Consider the following 17,605-nt stretch of genomic DNA (forward strand, 5'->3'; position numbering starts at 1 on the left):
GATTGGTTGGAGTGACCTCCATGGATACGATGAAACTGCAAAAACGTGCTCCGATGTCGGCGATGCTCGATCCCAAGATCGTGCTGCCGGCGATCCGGGCATCCTTCGCCAAGCTCGATCCGCGGCTGATGGTGAAGAACCCCGTGATGTTCGTGGTCGAGATCGTGGCCGCGCTCACCACCGTGATCTTCCTGCGCGATCTCGTCACGGGCGGCGCGAATCTCGGCTTCACCTTCCAGATCATCCTCTGGCTCTGGTTCACGGTGCTGTTCGCCAATTTCGCTGAGGCGGTGGCTGAAGGCCGCGGCAAGGCGCAGGCCGAATCGCTGCGCAAGACCCGCACCGAGAGCCAGGCCAAGCTCCTGAGCGGCGCCAGTCAGGCGTTCAAGCTGGTGCCGGGCACAAGCCTCAAGGTCGGCGACATCGTGCTGGTCGAAGCCGGAGACACCATTCCCTCCGACGGCGAGGTGATCGAGGGCGTGGCCTCCGTCAACGAGGCCGCCATCACCGGCGAATCCGCGCCCGTGATTCGTGAGTCCGGCGGCGACCGCTCGGCAGTAACAGGCGGCACGCAGGTGCTGTCCGACTGGATCCGCGTCCGCATCACCGCAGCGCAAGGCTCGACCTTCATCGATCGCATGATCAAGCTGGTCGAAGGCGCCGAGCGGCAGAAGACGCCGAACGAGATCGCGCTCAACATCCTGCTCGCCGGCCTCACCATCATCTTCGTGTTCGCTACCGTCACCATTCCGAGTTATGCGGCCTATGCCGGCGGCTCGATCTCGGTGATCGTGCTGGTCGCGCTGTTCGTGACGCTGATCCCGACCACCATCGGTGCGCTGCTCTCGGCGATCGGCATCGCCGGCATGGACCGCCTGGTGCGCTTCAACGTGCTGGCGATGTCCGGCCGCGCGGTGGAGGCGGCCGGCGACGTCGACACGCTGCTGCTCGACAAGACCGGAACGATCACGCTCGGCAACCGCCAGGCGACGTCGTTCCGCCCGGTTCGCGGCGTCACCGAGCAGGAGCTGGCGGACGCAGCCCAGCTCGCCTCGCTCGCCGACGAGACCCCGGAAGGCCGCTCCATTGTCGTGCTGGCAAAGGAGAAATATGGCATCCGCGGCCGCGACATGGCCGAGCTTGGCGCCACCTTCATTCCGTTCACGGCGCAGACCCGCATGAGCGGCGTCGATGCCGGCGGCTCGTCGGTCCGCAAGGGCGCGGTCGATGCCATGCTGAACTATGTCGGCGGCGGCGCGCCGCTGGCGGTAGCCTCGGGCAACACGGCTCGCGCGATTCAGCCTGCGGTGCTCTCGGATATCGGCCGGGAGGTGCAGACCATCGCCGACGAGATCTCCAAGGCCGGCGGCACGCCGCTTGCGGTCGCCAAAGATGGAAAACTGCTCGGCGTCATCCAGCTCAAGGACATCGTCAAGGGCGGCATCCGTGAGCGCTTCGCCGAGCTGCGCCGCATGGGTATCCGCACCATCATGATCACCGGCGACAATCCGATGACCGCGGCGGCGATCGCGGCGGAAGCCGGTGTCGACGACTTCCTGGCGCAGGCAACCCCCGAGGACAAGCTCAAGCTGATCCGCGACGAGCAGGCCAAGGGCAAGCTGGTGGCGATGTGCGGCGACGGCACCAACGACGCGCCGGCGCTCGCGCAGGCCGACGTCGGCGTCGCCATGAACACCGGCACCCAGGCTGCCCGCGAGGCCGGCAACATGGTCGACCTCGACTCCAACCCGACCAAGCTGATCGAAGTGGTCGAGATCGGCAAGCAGCTGCTGATGACGCGCGGTGCGCTGACGACCTTCTCGATCGCCAATGACGTCGCAAAATACTTTGCGATCATCCCGGCAATGTTCCTGGCGTTCTACCCCCAGCTCAACGTGCTCAACGTCATGAACCTGTCGAGCCCGCAAAGCGCCATCCTGTCGGCGATCATCTTCAATGCGTTGATCATCATCGGGTTGATCCCGTTGGCGCTGAAGGGCGTGGCCTACCGCGCCGTCGGTGCGGGCGCGCTGCTGCGGCGTAACCTCTTGATCTACGGGCTTGGCGGCATCGTCATTCCCTTCATCGGCATCAAGGCGATCGACCTCGTCGTCGTTGCCTTGCATCTCGCATAACCGCAGTCATTGCGAGGAGCGAAGCGACGAAGCAATCCAGACTGCCCCCGCGGAGAAACTCTGGATTGCTTCGCTTCGCTCGCAATGACGAAGAAATAGGAGAAACACATGCTCAAAGAAATCCGCCCCGCCATCGTCCTCTTGCTGGTGCTCACCGCCATCACGGGACTGGCCTATCCGCTCGCGATGACCGGGATCGCCGGGGCGATCTTCCCCGCAAAGGCCCAGGGCAGCCTGATCGAGCGGGACGGCAAGGTGGTCGGCTCCGCCCTGATTGGGCAGGAGTTCAAGGACGACAAGTACTTCCACGGCCGCCTCTCGGCGACGCTCGCGCCCGACCCGAATGATTCGACCAAGACGGTTTCGGCGCCCTATAACGCTGCCAACTCGGGCGGCTCCAACCTCGGCCCGACCAGCAAGGCGCTGGCCGACCGGCTGAAGGAGGATGTGGACAAGCTGAAGGCGGAGAATCCGAACGCGGCGGTGCCGGTCGACCTGGTCACCACCTCGGCCAGCGGCCTCGACCCCGACATCTCCCCGGAAGCCGCGCAATTCCAGATACCGCGCGTTGCCAAGGCCCGGAATATGCCGGAGGACGCGGTGAAGCAGCTTGTGGCCTCCAATGTCCAGGGCCGTCTGCTCGGCCTGATCGGCGAACCTCGGGTTAACGTATTGGCGCTGAATCTCGCGCTCGACCGCGCGTCGGCGAAGTAGCGGTCTAGGCTCGCGGCAACAGGATGATTATATTGACCTGATGGTCCGAGAGCGCCGCGATCCCGAACAACGTCCGTCCCCCGAGGCGCTGCTGGAGGCCGCGCGCAGGGAGGACAGCGTCAGCGGCAAGCTGAAGATCTTTGTCGGCGCCGCCCCCGGCGTCGGCAAGACCTACGAGATGCTGCAAAGCGCTCATGCCAAGCGCAAGGCCGGCATCGACGTCGTGGTCGGCTTCGTCGAGACTCATGGCCGCGCCGAGACCGAGGCGCTGGTGCGGGGGCTGGAAGTGGTCCCGCGCAAGAAGCTCGATTATCGCGGCCAGACGGTTGAGGAGATGGACCTCGACGCCGTGATCGCACGCCGCCCGAAAATTGCACTGGTCGACGAACTCGCGCACACCAACGCAGCCGGCAGCCGCCATCCCAAGCGCTATCTCGACGTCGAGGAACTGCTGTCCCACGGCATCGACGTCTACACCGCCGTCAACATCCAGCACATCGAGAGCCTGAACGACGTCGTCGCCCAGATCACCCATGTCCGGGTGCGCGAGACGGTGCCGGATTCGGTGTTCGACCGTGCGGATGCGATCGAGCTGATCGACCTCACGCCCGACGATTTGATCCAGCGGCTGAAGGAGGGCAAGGTCTACGTTCCGAGGCAGGCCGAGCGGGCGCTGGAGCATTATTTCTCGCCCGGCAATCTGACTGCGCTGCGCGAGCTGGCGCTGCGCCGCACCGCCGAACGCGTCGACGAGCAGCTTCTCACCCACATGCAGGCGAACGCGATCGCCGGTCCCTGGGCCGCGGGCGAACGCATCCTGGTCTGTGTCAGCGAGGATCCGCGCGCGGCCGGCCTCGTGCGCTACACCAAGCGGCTGGCCGACCGGCTGCACGCGCCGTTCACCGCGGTCTCGATCGAGACCCGCCGGTCCCTGCAATTGTCCGATGAGGAGCGCGACCGGCTGGCCGATACGATGCGGCTTGCGGAATCGCTGGGCGGCGAGGCCCTGACCATTCCCGCCGTCGGCCGCCGCATCGCCGACGACGTCATCAATTTCGCGCAAGGCAACAACGTCACCCAGATCGTGATCGGCAAGTCGACCCGGTCGCGCTGGTTCGAGATGACGCGCGGCTCCGTCGTGCATGATCTGGTGCGTCGCGCCGGCAATATCAGCGTTCACGTCATTCCCGGCGACGAGTTGCCCGACGAGCCCGCGCCGAAGACGTCGATGCAGACCGCTGCGCGCCCGGAGCCGTTCAATCCGCTGCCCTACGTGAAAGCGCTCGGCATCGTTCTGGTCGGCCTCGGTGCGGCCGAGCTGATTCAGCCGAGATTCGGCATCGAGAACGTGGACCTCGTGCTTCTGACCGCGGTGGTGGCCGTCGCGGTCCGTTATGGCTTGTGGCCGTCGCTGCTCGCGACCGTCGCGGCCTCACTGTCCTACAATTTCTTCTTCCTGCCGCCGATCTACACCTTCACGATCACCGATCCGACCAATGTCGCCGCCTTCGTGCTGTTCATGGTGGTGGCGATGATTGTCTCGAACGTCGCGGCGCGCGTGCGCACGCAGGCCGACAGCGCGATCGGCAGGATCAGGACCACCGAACAGCTCTATGCCTTCAGCCGCAAGCTCGCGGGCACGGCAACGCTCGACGACGTGCTGTGGGCGACCGCGTATCAGATTGCGCTGATGCTGAAAGTCCGCGTCGTGCTGTTGCTGCCGGAAGAGGGCCTCTTGACGGTGAAATCCGGCTATCCGCCGGAGGACCAGCTCGATCAGGCCGACCTCGCCGCCGCCAACTGGGCCTGGAGCAATGACCGCTCCGCCGGCCGCGGCTCGGACACGCTGCCGGGCGCGAAGCGGCTGTTCCTGCCGATGCGCACCGGGCGCGGCCCGATCGGCGTCATCGGCATCGACAATGATCGCACCGGTCCGCTGCTGACACCGGACCAGCGCCGGCTGCTCGACGCCCTGGTTGATCAGGGCGCGCTCGCGATCGAGCGCGTGTTGCTGGTGGAGGACATGGACCGCGTCAAGCGCACGGTCGAATCCGATCGATTGCGTTCGGCGTTGCTGACCTCGATCTCGCATGACCTCAAGACGCCGCTCGCCTCTGTTCTCGGTGCGGCCTCGACCATGCGCGATCTTGCCAACGCGCTGTCCGACACCGAGAAGCGCGACCTGCTCGCCACCGTGATCGACGAATCCGAACGGCTCAACCGCTTCATCGCCAATCTGCTCGACATGACCAAGCTCGAGTCCGGCGCCATCGTGCCCAATACGGCGTTGCACGATCTCAGCGAGATCGTCGGCAGCGCGCTGCGGCGCGCGAGCAAGATCCTGACCGCCCACAAGGTCGAGCTGGTGCTGGCAGCCGATCTGCCGATGCTCCAGCTCGATGCCGTGCTGTTCGAGCAGGTTCTGTTCAATCTGCTGGACAATGCCGCGAAATATTCGCCGCCCGACACCACGATCTCGATCAAGAGCCGGCGCGAGCGCGATCAGGTGGTGCTGGAGGTCGCCGACGAAGGTGCCGGTATTCCGCCCAATGAGCTCGAGAGCGTATTCGACAAGTTCTACCGTGCGCAGAAGGGCGATCACGTCCGTCCCGGCACCGGGCTCGGGCTCGCCATTTCACGCGGCTTCGTCGAGGCGATGCGGGGGACGATCGCGGCCGCCAACCGCAGCGACCGGAGCGGCGCGGTCCTCACCATCCGTCTGCCTGTGCCCGCACAGACCAAAGCATTGGATACCGCCGCATGAGTGCTGCCCCGATCAAGGTTCTGGTCATCGACGATGAGCCGCCGATACGTAAATTGCTGCGGATGGGGCTCACGACGCAGGGGTATGAGATCCTGGAAGCGTCGAACGGCAAAATGGCACTGGAGAAGCTCAGCGAGGAGCCCGCGCTGATCATCCTCGATCTCGGCCTCCCCGACATCCAGGGCCATGAGCTGCTGCGGACCATCCGGGCTCGCAACGAGGCGGTGCCGATCGTGGTGCTGTCGAGCCGCGGCGACGAGGCCGGCAAGGTGCAGGCGCTCGATCTCGGCGCTGACGACTACCTGACCAAGCCGTTCGGCATGGACGAGCTGCTGGCGCGGCTGCGCGCCGCGCTGCGGCATCAGCTCCAGGTGCAGGGCGAGCGCCCGGTGTTCCGCACCGGCGATCTCTCGGTCGATCTCGTCCGCCGTATCGTCAAGGTCGGCGATCGCGACGTAAAGCTGTCGCCCAAGGAATATGATCTCCTGCGCGTGCTGGTGCAGCACGCCGGCAAGGTGCTCACCCACCGCTTCCTGCTCAAGGAGCTCTGGGACGAGCTGACCGACGCGCAATATCTCCGCGTCTATGTCCGCCAGCTCCGCCAGAAGATCGAAGCCGATCCGGAACGGCCGCAATATGTGTTGACGGAGACGGGGATCGGGTATCGGCTGAAATCGGGGGATTAGCTGTCGAGGTCAAACGACCCGTCATGGCCGGGCTTGACCCGGCCATCCACGCCTTGACGCGCGGCACGAAGAACGTGGATGCCCGGGACAAGCCCGGGCATGACGACAGAAATTGCGGCGTGGAGATGTATCCACATCGTCATTGCGAGCGCAGCGAAGCAATCCAGAATCTTTCCGCGGCCGCAGTCTGGATCGCTTCGCTGCGCTCGCAATGACGGAGCAAGTCAGCCCGCCTTCCTCTGCCGCGCCGTCGACCGGTGCGTCTTCTTTGCCGATGGCTGTCGCCCCGTCGCACGCCGCGCATGCGGCTTCGCGGCTGTCTTCTTCCCGCCGCGCCCCTTCAGGCTCTGCTTCAACGCGTCCATCAGGCTGACCACGTTGCTCGGCCGCTCCTCCGGCTCCGGCAGCTCGATTGTCTTGCCGCTCGCCTTGCGCTTCACCAGCGCCTTCAGCGCGGTCTCGTAGTCGTCCTTAAATTTCGACGGGTCGAAATGCGCGGCCTTGGTGTGCAGGATGTGGCCGGCGAGCTCGACCATGTCCTTGGTGATCTTCGGGCTCTTGATATCGTCGAAGAACTCGTCCTCGTCGCGCAGCTCGTAGGGGTAGCGCAGCGTGGTGCCGAGCAGGCCCTTGCCGAGCGGCTTGATGGCCATGATATGCTCGCGGTTGGTGAGCACGATTTTTGCGAGCGCGACACGCTCCTGGTCCTTCATGGCGTCGCGGATCACTGCAAATGCGTCGACCGCGGCCTTGCCGTCGGGCGCGATGTAATAGGGGTGGTTGAGGTAGCGCTGGTCGATCTCGTCACTCGGCACAAAACTCTCGATGTCGATGGTGTGGTTGCTCTCGATCTGGACCGCATCGAGCTCCTCCGGCTCGATCTCGACATATTTACCCTTGCGCAGCTCGTAGCCGCGGCCCTTGTCCTCGCTCTCGACGACATCGCCGGTCTCGGAATCGACCATCTGCTGCTTCAGCCGGTTGCCGGTCTCGCGGTTGATCATGTGAAACCGCGTCTTCTCGGCCGCTGTGGTCGCGGGATAGAGCACGACCGGGCAGCTCACCAACGACAGCTTCAACGTTCCCTTCCAATAGGCGCGCGGAGCCATTGCATTCTCCAGTGATTTCAAGGCGTTTCAGGAACTCCAACCGGGCTCCGGGGTTTTGGTTCCGGCCTGGACTTCGGCCGTGATAGGCTTTGACGCGATTAGAGGATGCGGGACCGCTCGTGCTGCGAAAACTCTCCACCTATCGACAGAAGCGTGATTTCGAGAAGACGCCGGAGCCGTCGGGCAAGACGGCGGTGGCGCCATCGGCGCAGCGGCGCTTCGTGATCCAGAAGCATGACGCCACCCGGCTGCACTACGATTTCCGGCTTGAGTTCGACGGCGTCTTCAAGTCCTGGGCGGTGACGAAGGGCCCATCGCTCGATCCGCACGACAAGCGGCTGGCCGTCGAAGTCGAGGACCATCCGCTCGACTATGGCGATTTCGAAGGCACCATTCCGGAAGGGCAATATGGCGGCGGCACGGTCATGCTGTGGGACCGCGGCACGTGGGAATCGGATGATCCGGAAGCCGGCTTCAAGAAAGGCGATCTGAAGTTCACGCTGCATGGCGAGAAGCTGCATGGAAGTTGGGTGCTGGTGCGCATGCGCAACGATCGCACCGGCGGCAAGCGCACCAACTGGCTGCTGATCAAGCATCGCGACGAATATGCCAGCGAAGGTGAGGACATCCTCAGCGAGGACAAGTCGGTGGCCTCTGGTCGCGCTATGGCGCAGATCGCCGATGGCAGGGGGCGCGCGCCAAAACCGTTCATGCTGGCGAAGGGCGCCAGGACCAAGGCCGATGCGGTCTGGCAGTCCAATCGCGCTGAGGAGCCCAAAGGACGCACCGTCAAGTCCGCGCCCCGCGCGATACTGAAGAGCGGCAATATCTCGAAGAACAAGACCTCGAAGAACAAGACCTCGAGGAAAAACACGACGACGGCGAGTACCGCCAAGGAGGTCGTGGAGATGCCGGACTTCGTCGCGCCGCAGCTCTGCACGGTGGTCGAGCGCCCGCCGTCGGGAGATGGCTGGTGCCACGAGATCAAGTTCGACGGCTATCGCGTGCAGCTTCGGGTCGAGGGCGGCAAGGCGACGCTGAAGACGCGGAAAGGCCTCGACTGGACCGAAAAGTTCGCAGTGATCGCGAAGGAGGCCAATTCGCTGCCTGATATCATGATCGATGGCGAGATCGTCGCGCTCGACCACAATGGGGCGCCGAATTTCTCCTCGCTCCAGGCCGCGCTGTCGGAGGGCAAGACCGAGGAGCTGATCTTCTTTGCCTTCGACCTGCTGTTTGTCGAAGGCCTCGATTATCGCCGCCTGCCGCTCGGCGAGCGCAAGGCGCGGCTCAAAGAGCTGCTGGAGGCGCGCAAGAAGGTGAGCCAGATCCGCTATGTCGAGCATTTCGAGAGCGGCGGCGATGCCGTACTGCAATCGGCCTGCAAGCTCGAGCTCGAAGGCATCGTGTCCAAGAAGCTGGATGCGCCGTATCGTTCCGGCCGCGCCGAGAGCTGGACCAAGGCAAAGTGCCGCGCCGGCCATGAGGTCGTGATCGGCGGCTGGAAGACGAATGCGGGAAAATTCCGCTCGCTGATGGCTGGCGTCTATCGCGGCGATCATCTCGCCTATGTCGGCATCGTCGGCACCGGTTTTGGCGCCGACAAGGTCAAGCGCATCATGCCGTTCCTGAAGGAGGCGGCGTCGAGCGAATCCCCCTTCGGCGGCAGGAACGCGCCAAAGAAGACGCGCGACGTGCATTGGCTGAAGCCGGAGCTGGTCGCCGAGATCGAATTCGCCGGCTTCACTGCCGACGGCAATATCCGCCAGGCCGCCTTCAAGGGCCTGCGGCTAGACAAGCCGGCCGAGGAGGTCGAGGCAGAAGCGCCTGCCGATACTGAGCTTGCCAAGCCTTCCGCCAGAAAGCGCCTTCCAGTGAAGCCCGGAAGGAAGAAAGACGCCGGCACCGCCGAGGTGATGGGCGTAGCGATCTCGAAGCCGGACAAGGAGCTGTGGCCGGATGGCGGTGACGGCGAGGGCGTCACAAAGCTCGATCTCGCCCGCTATTTCGAGGCGGTCGGCTCGTGGATGATCGCGCATATCAAGGGCCGCCCATGCTCGATCCTGCGCGCCCCCGACGGGATCGGCGGCGAAAAGTTCTTCCAGCGTCACGCCATGCAGGGTACCTCGAACCTGCTCGAACTCGCCAAGGTCTCGGGTGATCGCAAGCCGTATCTTCAGATCGATCGCGTCGAAGGGCTTGCCGCTGTCGCGCAGATCGGCGGCGTCGAGCTGCATCCCTGGAATTGCGCGCCTGACGCTTACGATACGCCGGGCCGGCTGGTGTTCGATCTCGATCCTGCGCCGGACGTCGATTTCGCTGATGTCGTGGAAGCGGCAAAGGAGATGCGGCAGCGCCTGATCGACGTCGGGATGGAAAGTTTTTGCAAGACCACCGGCGGCAAGGGCCTGCACGTGGTGGTGCCGCTGCTCCACGGCGCGCGCGACAAGGTGGGCTGGAAAGAGGCCAAGGCGTTCGCGCAAGGTGTCTGCCAGTGGATGGCGGACGACGATCCAGATCGCTATCTGCTCAACATGTCCAAGAAGCTGCGCAACGGAAAGATCTTCTTGGACTATCTGCGCAACGATCGCCTGGCGACAGCGGTCGCGCCCTTGTCGCCGCGCGCGCGCGACGGCGCGACCGTGTCGATGCCGGTCACCTGGGCGCAGGTGAAGGGCGATCTCGATCCGAAGAAATTTACGGTGAGAACCGTACCAGGCCTGCTGGCGCGATGGAAGGCGTGGAGCGGCTATGACGATGCTGCCACGTCGATCAAGGCGGCGATCAAGAAGTTGGCGGCGAAAAGAAAGTAAGGTGGGTTAGCCGAAGGCGTAACCCACCTCTTTCGCTTCTGCGGAGACAAACAGTGGTGAGTTACGTTTCGCTAACCCACCCTACGAAGCTGCCGCTAGATCCGTCCCAGCAGCAGCAAGATCAGCAGGATGACGATGACGAGCCCGAGGCCGCCGCCGCCGTAATAGCCGGTGCCGTAGAACGGGCCGCCGCCGATGCCGCTGAAGCCGCCGAGCAGCGCGATGACCAAAATGATCAGAATGATCGTACCGATAGACATGCCAGTCTCCTCCAGCCCTTTGTGGAAAGGGTCGTTTGCACCTGTCCCGTGGTGCGAGGGCAACTTGCCGCAGGTTTTAAAGTTCCGACGGTGAAACACTGGTTGCACAACCAACTTGCATGGAACCTTTGCCGCTGCGGCCGGCATGACTATGTGAGAATCAATCAGCACGGGCAGGGATCATGTCAGCACCGCTTGTCGTCTCCATTCCGCATCGTCTCGGCCGCGAAGAGGCGGTGCGCCGGCTCAAGACCGGGCTCGGCCGCGCTGCAGCGAGCATTCCCGTGATGCAGGTCGAGGAAGAGCGCTGGAGCGGCGACACCATGAACTTCCGCATCCGCGCCATGGGCCAGATCGCGACCGGCCAGGTCGACGTCGCCGACGACCACGTCAAGGTGCAGGTGGTGCTGCCCTGGCTGCTGCAGCGCTTTGCCGAGATGGCGCAGGCGACCATCCGCAAGCGCGGACAGTTGCTGTTGACCAAGGACGATGGAAAGTAGGTTTCAGGCGCCTACGCGTTGCTGCGAAGGCCTGATGGCGTTTGCCGCGCGGGCCTCGATGACGGCAGCGGGCAGATCACGGAAGGCCCGTGCAACCGGAAGCTCGTTGCCAGCAAGGTCTGGCGCAGTATAGCCGGTGATATCGACAGTCGCGTCAAGACCTTCCAGCGTAGGCCACTCGCGGCCTGCTTGCGTGAAGGACGCGAACTGGCGTCCGACGACCACGATCGCGGCGGTGCGGCCATCGCGGCGGGCAAAGGCGATGACATGGTCGGCGTGTGCGCCTCGGACCTCCAGCGGCTGATAGTCGCCTTGCGCGAAAACGTCGGCGTGCGCGTTACGCAGCTTGAGCAGATGCCGCGTCCAGGCGAGCTTGAGCTGGCCGTCCGGCCAGGCCTTGACCAGCCCGCTCCAGTCCGGCGCTTCCAATGACGTCAGCGCCGCGTGGCGCGCAGCAAAATCGACGGGTCGGCGGTTGTCGGGATCGACCAGTGACAGGTCCCAGAATTCTGTGCCTTGATAGAAGTCGGGTACGCCCGGCAGCGTGGCCTTGAGCGTGAGCTGGCTCAGCGAGTTCAGCGCGCCGAGCAGGGCGACTCGGCGGGCCAGGGTCTGCAGCGCCTCCAGAAATTCGCCTGACAACGCGGGATCGAGAATCTTGTCGATGAAACTCTTGATGCCGTTCTCATAGGCCTCATGCGGGTTCAGCCAGCTCGTCTCCTCCTTGCCCTCGCGCGCGGCCTTCAGCGCATAGGCCTGGATGCGCTCGACGAAGCCGGCATCGGCTGTTTCCTGAAGCGGCCATGCCCCGAGCAGGGTCTGGTAGAGCATGTATTCGAACGTTGCCGACGGCGCGCGCAGATTGCCGTTGAGCGCGAGGTGCGGTGCGTTCAGCACTTTCCAGCGCGAGACCGCGCTGGTCCATTCGCCCGGGATCTCGCTGAGCGCGGTGATCCGCGCGCGAGCGTCCTCGCCGCGCTTGGTATCGTGGGTCGCGGTCGCCGTCATCCCTAGCGGCCACTCCTTGGCGCGCGCCCGCATAGTCTCGTGGAAGGCGGGAATGGTGAAGCCGGTGCTCGCTGGATCGCCGCCGACCTCGTTCAGCGCGAGCAGCCGGTGGAATTGATAGAACGCGGTGTCCTCCAGCGACTTCGCCATCATCGGCCCGGTGAATTGCTGCACCTTCAGCGCAAAGCGGCGCACGCGCGGGGCGCTGTGCGGCGGACGGCCGGGCTTGAGCAGGTCCATCGTCAGCGCATCGCGCAGGAAGTCGAAAATGCCTTCGTCGGCCGCGAACCATTCCGCGCGGGCGCGCGCGATGGTCTCGTCGATCAGCTTGCGGTCGAGTGCGTTTGGGCCGCCATGCGTCAAATAGGTGCGGTAGACCGGGAAATGCAGCACGTAGAGCTCGAGCGCCTGCCGCAGGCTGTCGGCCGAGAAGTCGCGGGTCGAATAGTGCCCGTTGGCGATGCGCGCGAGCAGGCGCGTCAGCACGGTGAATTCACTGGTAAGCAGCGTCTCCAGCACACGCCGCTTGGCATCCTTGACGTAGGGCGCAAGCCGCGGCGGGCGGTTGCTGATCTGGCGCCAGGTCTCGTCCAGCGCCTCCAGCCCCCTGGCGTCGACCAGCACTTGCGTGATGACGTTCATCCACTCATAGCCGGTGGTGCCCTGGACACCGGCGAAATGCGGCAACTTTTCGTGCTCGCAGAGGATCTTCTCGATCACGGTGTAGAAGGGCTTCGTGTTGCCTTGCGCATCGCGCACCAGCCGGCGCAGGCGCTGGCAATATTGCGCGGGATCGCGCAGGCCGTCGATGTGATCGAGACGGATGCCGTGCAGGCTGCCGTCGGCCACGAGCTGCTTCACCAGCCGGTGCGTGGCGGCGAATGTGCTCGCGTCCTCGACCCGCAGGCCGGCGAGCCCGTTGACGTCGAAGAAGCGGCGATAGTTGATGTCGCTGGAGGCGAGCCGCCAGTGCCCGAGCTTGTAGTGCTGGCGCTCCAGAAGGTGATGCAGCGCCAAAACCTGCGCCGGGCGATCCCCGGCGGCGCGATAGGCGGTGAGGCCGTGCGCGATGATTTCGGCGGCGCCCACGATGTCCTTCAGCTCGGCTTTGAAACCAGGTGCTTCCTTGCGGTTGGGGCGGCGCAATCCCGTGTAACGCGCCGCGAGCGACAGCAGGTGCTTGCCGGCCTCTGTCCCGGCGGCATCCGCTTCCTTCACGATCATCCGCAGCATTTCGCCATAGCGCTCCGGCGCGATCGGCAGGCGGTGCTCGAAATACCAGGCCGAAAAACTGCCTTCGCTCGCGTCGTAGCGCAGCTCGATGTCGCCGCGCTCGAGCGCTTCGCCATAGGACGAACCGAGGATCGGCAGCAGCACGCCGCCGCGGGCGCGGTGGGGCAGCAGATCCCAGTCGATATCGAAGGCGATTGCGTGCGGCGAAGCCTGGCCCCATTCCAGCACGTCGAGCCACCATGGATTGTCGGAAAAGTGCACACCGACATGGTTCGGCACGAAATCGATGATGAGGCCGAGGTCGTGCTGCTTGAGGGCTTCGCTTAACCGCGCAAAGCCAGCCTCGCCTCCCAGCTCGGGATTGAGCTGGCCGTGATCGACGGTGTCGTAGCCATGCGTCGAGCCTTTGCGGGCCTTCATCACCGGCGAGGTGTAGAGATGCGTGATCCCCAGCGCCTTCAGGTAAGGCACCACCGCGGCAGCCTTGTCGAAATCGAAATCCGCGGTGAGCTGGAGGCGATAGGTTGCGAGGGGAATGGCCGTAGCCATGCTAACCTCCGAGATGCCAGATCACTGACCACGGCGGGAGCCTATTGCCGCTCGCGTCGCCCCAGACTGGCGTGCCCGCATTGCTGTTGGAGTACGCGATGTCCTTGTCCGAGAGATTGGCGGTCAGGCGCAGCGTCGCGCCGTCGCCCATGCGCCAATGCGCGCGGAGCAGGCCGTCGTCGGCCGCCTCGGCGTCGCCGAAGCTTGCGCCTTTCAGCCGTGGCATGATTTCCTTGCGGCGAAGCGCGAGCAGGTCACGCACCAAGGCAAGCCGGGCATCCTGCTCCGGCGTGCGGCCGGTCCAGTCGAGCACGGCGGATTGCAGCGTTGCGGGATCGAGCGGATCGGGCACGTCGTCGCCGTACTTCTCATAGGCCCAGGCATATTCCTGCTTGCGCCCCTTGCGAACGGCATCGGCCAGCCCACCCTGGAAATCGCAGAAGAACGGGAACGGGACCTTCGAGCCCCATTCCTCGCCCTGAAACAGCATCGGCACCATCGGTGCGAGCAGCGTCACCGCGAGTGCGGCTTCGATCTGCCGCGGCGATGCCAGGCTTTCGAGCCGCTCGCCGAGCGGACGGTTACCGATCTGGTCGTGGTTTTGCAGGAAGTTGACGAAGGTCGCCGGCGGCAACTCGCCGCTGGTCTCGCCGCGCGGCTTCTTGCCCCAGAACTCCGAGATCTCGCCCTGGTAGACGAAGCCCGAGGCGAGCGCGCGCGCAAGATCCATGCGCGGGGTCTGATAGTCGGCGTAATAGCCGGCGAGCTCGCCGGTCAGCATCACATGCCAGACGTGGTGATAATCGTCGTTCCACTGCGCGCGATATCTTCCGTTGGGCGGATCCTGCGCGGCATCGAGCAGGCTGGCGCGATTGTCGCCATTCTCAAGCACGAGATGGATGTGCCGTCCGGTGGCCTTGGCGAGTTCGCCTGTGGCGACGCTGAGATCGTGCAACATCGACTGCTCGCCGGGAAGTGCCATGATGTGATTGGCGGCGTCCAGCCTCAGGCCATCGAAGCGGTAGTCGGTGAGCCAGGACAGCGCGTTCTCGACCGCGAAGGCGCGGACCTGCGGCACGCGATAGTCGATCGCGCTGCCCCAGGGCGTGTGGGCGTCGGTGAAGAAGGTCGGTGCATAGCGGCCGAGGTAATTTCCTTCGGGGCCGAAATGGTTGTAGACGACGTCGAGGAACACCATCAGCCCGCGCAGATGTGCCTCGTCGATCAGCCTCTTCAGGTCTTCGGGGCGGCCATAGGCACTGTCGGGCGCGTACCACAGCACGCCGTCATAGCCCCAGCCGCGGCGGCCGGCGAAATCGGCCAGCGGCATCAATTCCAGCGCTGTGATCCCGGTTGCTGCGAGATGATCGAGCTTGTCGATCATGGCGCGGTAGGTGCCCTCCGCAGTGAAGGTGCCGACATGGGTCTCGATCAGCACCGTCTCTTCCCAGGGGCGGCCGCGCCAATCGCGCGCGCGCCAGGCGAAGGCGTCGTGATCGATCACCTCGCTCGGGCCGAACACGTCATCGGGCTGGAAGGCGGAGGCCGGATCGGGCACGTCGATCTCGTCGTCGATCCTGAACTTGTAGGGACTGCCGACGGGCAGGCCGGCAATGTCGGCCACATACCAGCCATCCTGCCGGCGCTGCATGGCGTGCCTTCGGTCGAGCAGCAGATCGACCCGTCGCGCGCCGGGCGCCCACAGGCGGAACGACACGCCGTCCTTCGTCGGCCTCGCCCCGAAGGACGGCCTCATAGCGCCCCCGCGAAGGCGAGCACCGAGCGCGGCGGCGCCTTGCTGTCGCTTCCGGGCGGGAAATCGATCGTGTTCAGCTTGGCTTCGGTCGTGTTCAGGATCTGCTGCCAGCTCTTGTATTCGGTCATCTTGGGCAATTTGAATGCGATCTCTTCGGGGGCGGCGTTCAGTACGATAAAGATCGCAGCGCTGCCCGGTTCCATCGGACCCATCACATAGGAGAGGAACCGCCCTTCCGGGAATTTCCAGTCGCTCTCCGTCATCTCGTCCCCGGCGGGTGTCAGCCACAGCGCGCCATAGGAGAGGCCGTCCGCAGGCCGGCCGTCGAGCCAGCGGTGGCTGCGAAGCTGCGAGAAGCGGCGGCGGATGTCGGCGAGCTGGGCGACGAAATCGACCATGTCCTCGCCGTCCTTGCCGAGATTGTCCCAGCCGACCCAGCCGACTTCGTTGTCCTGGCAATAGGCATTGTTGTTGCCGGATTGCGAATTGCCGACCTCGTCGCCGGCGAGAAGCAGGGGAACGCCTTGCGCCAGCATCAGGCAGGCCAGCACGTTCTTGCGAAGCTGCCGGCGCAGGCTGATGATTTGGGGATCGTCGGTCGGGCCCTCGACACCGCAATTGTTGCTGTGATTGTCGTTGGAGCCGTCGCGATTGTCCTCGCCATTGGCCTCGTTGTGCTTCTCGTTGTAGCCAAAGAGATCGGCGAGCGTGAAACCGTCATGCACGGTGATGTGGTTGATGCTCGCGCGCGGCCGCCGTCCGTCGTGGTTGAACAGGTCGGAGGAGGCCGTCATGCGGCTGGAGACGTCGCCGATCAGGCTGCCTTCGCCGCTCCAGTAGCGGCGCATGGCGCTGCGATAGCGGTCGTTCCACTCCGACCATTGCGAAGGAAATGCGCCGACCTGGTAGCCGCCGAGGCCGAGATCCCAGGGTTCGGCGACGAGCTTGACGGTCGCCAGCACCGGATCCTGCCGGATCGCGGTGAGGAACGAGATGCCGCGATCATAGCCGTTGGCTCCGCGTGCCAGCGTGGTCGCGAGATCGAAGCGGAAGCCGTCGACATGGCAGACCTCGACCCAGTAGCGCAAGCTGTCCATCACCATCTGGAGCACGCGCGGATGGGTGAGGTTCACCGACGAGCCGCAACCGGTGAAGTCGTCGTAATAGCGCGGGTTCTCGCGGTTCAGCCAGTAATAGGAGGCATTGTCGATGCCGCGGTAGCACAGCGTCGGGCCGAGATGATTGCCCTCGGCGGTGTGATTGTAGACGACGTCGAGCATCACCTCGATGCCGGCATCGTGCAGCCGGGCCACCGTGGTGCGGAAGGAATCGAGTGCGTTGTCCTGGGCGTAGCGCTGCTCCGGCGCGAAGAACGACAGCGTGTTGTAGCCCCAGTAATTGGCGAGCTTCTTTTCCACCAGCACGCGGTCGTCGACGAAGCTGTGGATCGGCAACAATTCGACCGTGGTGACGCCGAGCTTCCTCAGATGCTCGATCATCGCCGGCGAGGATAGGCCGCCATAGGTGCCGCGCAAATTCGGCGGCACGTCGTCGCGTTTCTGCGTCAGGCCCTTGACGTGCGCCTCGTAGATGATCGTGTCTTCCCAGGCGATGTTGGGCCGGATCTCGCGCCGGCCCCAGTTGAAGGTCTCGTCGACCACCACGGCCTTCGGCATGCCGCGCGCGTTGTCGCGCCGGTCGAACGACAGATCCTCGCGCGGGCTGCCGGTCCGGTAGGCAAAATGCGCATCGCTCCAGACCAGCCGCCCCGAGAGCCGCTTGGCGTAGGGATCGAGCAGCAGCTTGTTGGCGTTGAAGCGGTGGCCATGCTCGGGCTCGTAGGGGCCATGCACGCGGTAGCCGTAGAGCTGGCCGGGCGAGACGTCGTTGAGATAGCCGTGCCAGACGTCCTCGGTACGTTCTGGCATTTCGATGCGTTCGAGCTCGCGACGGCCCTGGCTGTCGAACAGGCAGAGTTCGACCTTCTGCGCGTTGGCCGAGAACAGCGCGAAGTTGGTGCCGCGTCCGTCCCAGCTTGCACCGAGGCGTGCGGGCGATCCAGCAGTCAGGCGCATATG

The 17,605-nt window shown here is 64.7% G+C and carries 12 protein-coding genes; 7 read left to right on the forward strand and 5 right to left on the reverse strand.

Annotated features, from left to right (window positions below; all coding sequences use genetic code 11):
- The first annotated feature begins 20 nt into the window (after positions 1-20).
- From kdpB to AC1RR3_RS36255, 5 genes are all read left to right on the forward strand, one after another.
- A complete protein-coding gene (kdpB, locus tag AC1RR3_RS36235) occupies positions 21-2,135 on the forward strand; it encodes a potassium-transporting ATPase subunit KdpB (RefSeq protein WP_492829711.1) in 2,115 nt (704 codons plus the stop codon).
- A gap of 108 nt (positions 2,136-2,243) precedes the next feature.
- Positions 2,244-2,849, forward strand: a complete 606-nt coding sequence (locus AC1RR3_RS36240; RefSeq protein ID WP_492829713.1) for a K(+)-transporting ATPase subunit C — start codon at positions 2,244-2,246, stop codon at positions 2,847-2,849.
- 40 nt (positions 2,850-2,889) lie between these two features.
- The gene (locus tag AC1RR3_RS36245; RefSeq protein ID WP_492829715.1) at positions 2,890-5,613 is read left to right on the forward strand and encodes a DUF4118 domain-containing protein; all 2,724 of its coding nucleotides are present in this window, start codon (positions 2,890-2,892) and stop codon (positions 5,611-5,613) included.
- Entirely contained in the window at positions 5,610-6,299 is a 690-nt protein-coding gene (locus AC1RR3_RS36250; RefSeq protein WP_492829717.1) for a response regulator, read from the forward strand. Before AC1RR3_RS36245 ends, AC1RR3_RS36250 begins: the two co-directional genes overlap by 4 nt.
- A gap of 23 nt (positions 6,300-6,322) precedes the next feature.
- Complete coding sequence (locus AC1RR3_RS36255) at positions 6,323-6,514, forward strand: hypothetical protein (protein WP_492829719.1); 192 nt, start codon at positions 6,323-6,325, stop codon at positions 6,512-6,514.
- Positions 6,515-6,523: 9 nt separating this feature from the next.
- On the opposite strand, the gene ku is transcribed toward AC1RR3_RS36255, so the two are convergent.
- The gene (gene ku, locus AC1RR3_RS36260) at positions 6,524-7,408 is read right to left on the reverse strand and encodes a non-homologous end joining protein Ku (protein ID WP_492829721.1); all 885 of its coding nucleotides are present in this window, start codon (positions 7,406-7,408) and stop codon (positions 6,524-6,526) included.
- A 119-nt stretch (positions 7,409-7,527) separates the two neighbouring features.
- Here ku and ligD point away from each other — a divergent pair, with 119 nt between their 5' ends.
- A complete protein-coding gene (gene ligD, locus AC1RR3_RS36265; protein ID WP_492829723.1) occupies positions 7,528-10,221 on the forward strand; it encodes a DNA ligase D in 2,694 nt (897 codons plus the stop codon).
- A 95-nt stretch (positions 10,222-10,316) separates the two neighbouring features.
- Here the strand turns inward: ligD and AC1RR3_RS36270 are convergent, their stop codons facing one another.
- Positions 10,317-10,481 (reverse strand): DUF3309 family protein, encoded by a 165-nt coding sequence (locus AC1RR3_RS36270; protein ID WP_007595743.1) that lies wholly within the window; start codon positions 10,479-10,481, stop codon positions 10,317-10,319.
- Between the two features lie 182 nt (positions 10,482-10,663).
- On the opposite strand from AC1RR3_RS36270, the gene AC1RR3_RS36275 reads away from it, so the two are divergent.
- Positions 10,664-10,981 carry a polyhydroxyalkanoic acid system family protein gene (locus AC1RR3_RS36275; protein ID WP_492829728.1) on the forward strand — a complete coding sequence of 106 codons (318 nt, stop codon included), beginning with the start codon at positions 10,664-10,666 and terminating at the stop codon, positions 10,979-10,981.
- 3 nt (positions 10,982-10,984) lie between these two features.
- Here AC1RR3_RS36275 and treY read toward each other — a convergent pair whose 3' ends face one another.
- Genes treY through glgX form a run of 3 tightly spaced genes read right to left on the reverse strand, consistent with a single transcriptional unit; the run spans position 10,985 to position 17,602 of the window.
- Complete coding sequence (gene treY / locus AC1RR3_RS36280; RefSeq protein WP_492829730.1) at positions 10,985-13,771, reverse strand: malto-oligosyltrehalose synthase; 2,787 nt, start codon at positions 13,769-13,771, stop codon at positions 10,985-10,987.
- 1 nt (position 13,772) lies between these two features.
- Complete coding sequence (treZ, locus tag AC1RR3_RS36285) at positions 13,773-15,527, reverse strand: malto-oligosyltrehalose trehalohydrolase (RefSeq protein ID WP_492829732.1); 1,755 nt, start codon at positions 15,525-15,527, stop codon at positions 13,773-13,775.
- A complete protein-coding gene (glgX, locus tag AC1RR3_RS36290; RefSeq protein WP_492829734.1) occupies positions 15,524-17,602 on the reverse strand; it encodes a glycogen debranching protein GlgX in 2,079 nt (692 codons plus the stop codon). Before glgX ends, treZ begins: the two co-directional genes overlap by 4 nt.
- Positions 17,603-17,605 lie beyond the last annotated feature (3 nt).

It is taken from the genome of Bradyrhizobium sp. GW821-FHT13H05, from assembly GCF_058804065.1.

What these genes read in the sequence shown, in the direction of transcription:
- kdpB (WP_492829711.1), top strand. Translation starts at nt 21, where the DNA reads ATGGATACGATGAAACTGCAAAAACGTGCTCCGATGTCGGCGATGCTC.
- AC1RR3_RS36240 (WP_492829713.1), top strand. Translation starts at nt 2,244, where the DNA reads ATGCTCAAAGAAATCCGCCCCGCCATCGTCCTCTTGCTGGTGCTCACC.
- AC1RR3_RS36245 (WP_492829715.1), top strand. Translation starts at nt 2,890, where the DNA reads ATGGTCCGAGAGCGCCGCGATCCCGAACAACGTCCGTCCCCCGAGGCG.
- AC1RR3_RS36250 (WP_492829717.1), top strand. Translation starts at nt 5,610, where the DNA reads ATGAGTGCTGCCCCGATCAAGGTTCTGGTCATCGACGATGAGCCGCCG.
- AC1RR3_RS36255 (WP_492829719.1), top strand. Translation starts at nt 6,323, where the DNA reads ATGGCCGGGCTTGACCCGGCCATCCACGCCTTGACGCGCGGCACGAAG.
- ku (WP_492829721.1), bottom strand. Translation starts at nt 7,408, where the DNA reads ATGGCTCCGCGCGCCTATTGGAAGGGAACGTTGAAGCTGTCGTTGGTG.
- AC1RR3_RS36270 (WP_007595743.1), bottom strand. Translation starts at nt 10,481, where the DNA reads ATGTCTATCGGTACGATCATTCTGATCATTTTGGTCATCGCGCTGCTC.
- AC1RR3_RS36275 (WP_492829728.1), top strand. Translation starts at nt 10,664, where the DNA reads ATGTCAGCACCGCTTGTCGTCTCCATTCCGCATCGTCTCGGCCGCGAA.
- treY (WP_492829730.1), bottom strand. Translation starts at nt 13,771, where the DNA reads ATGGCTACGGCCATTCCCCTCGCAACCTATCGCCTCCAGCTCACCGCG.
- treZ (WP_492829732.1), bottom strand. Translation starts at nt 15,527, where the DNA reads ATGAGGCCGTCCTTCGGGGCGAGGCCGACGAAGGACGGCGTGTCGTTC.
- glgX (WP_492829734.1), bottom strand. Translation starts at nt 17,602, where the DNA reads ATGCGCCTGACTGCTGGATCGCCCGCACGCCTCGGTGCAAGCTGGGAC.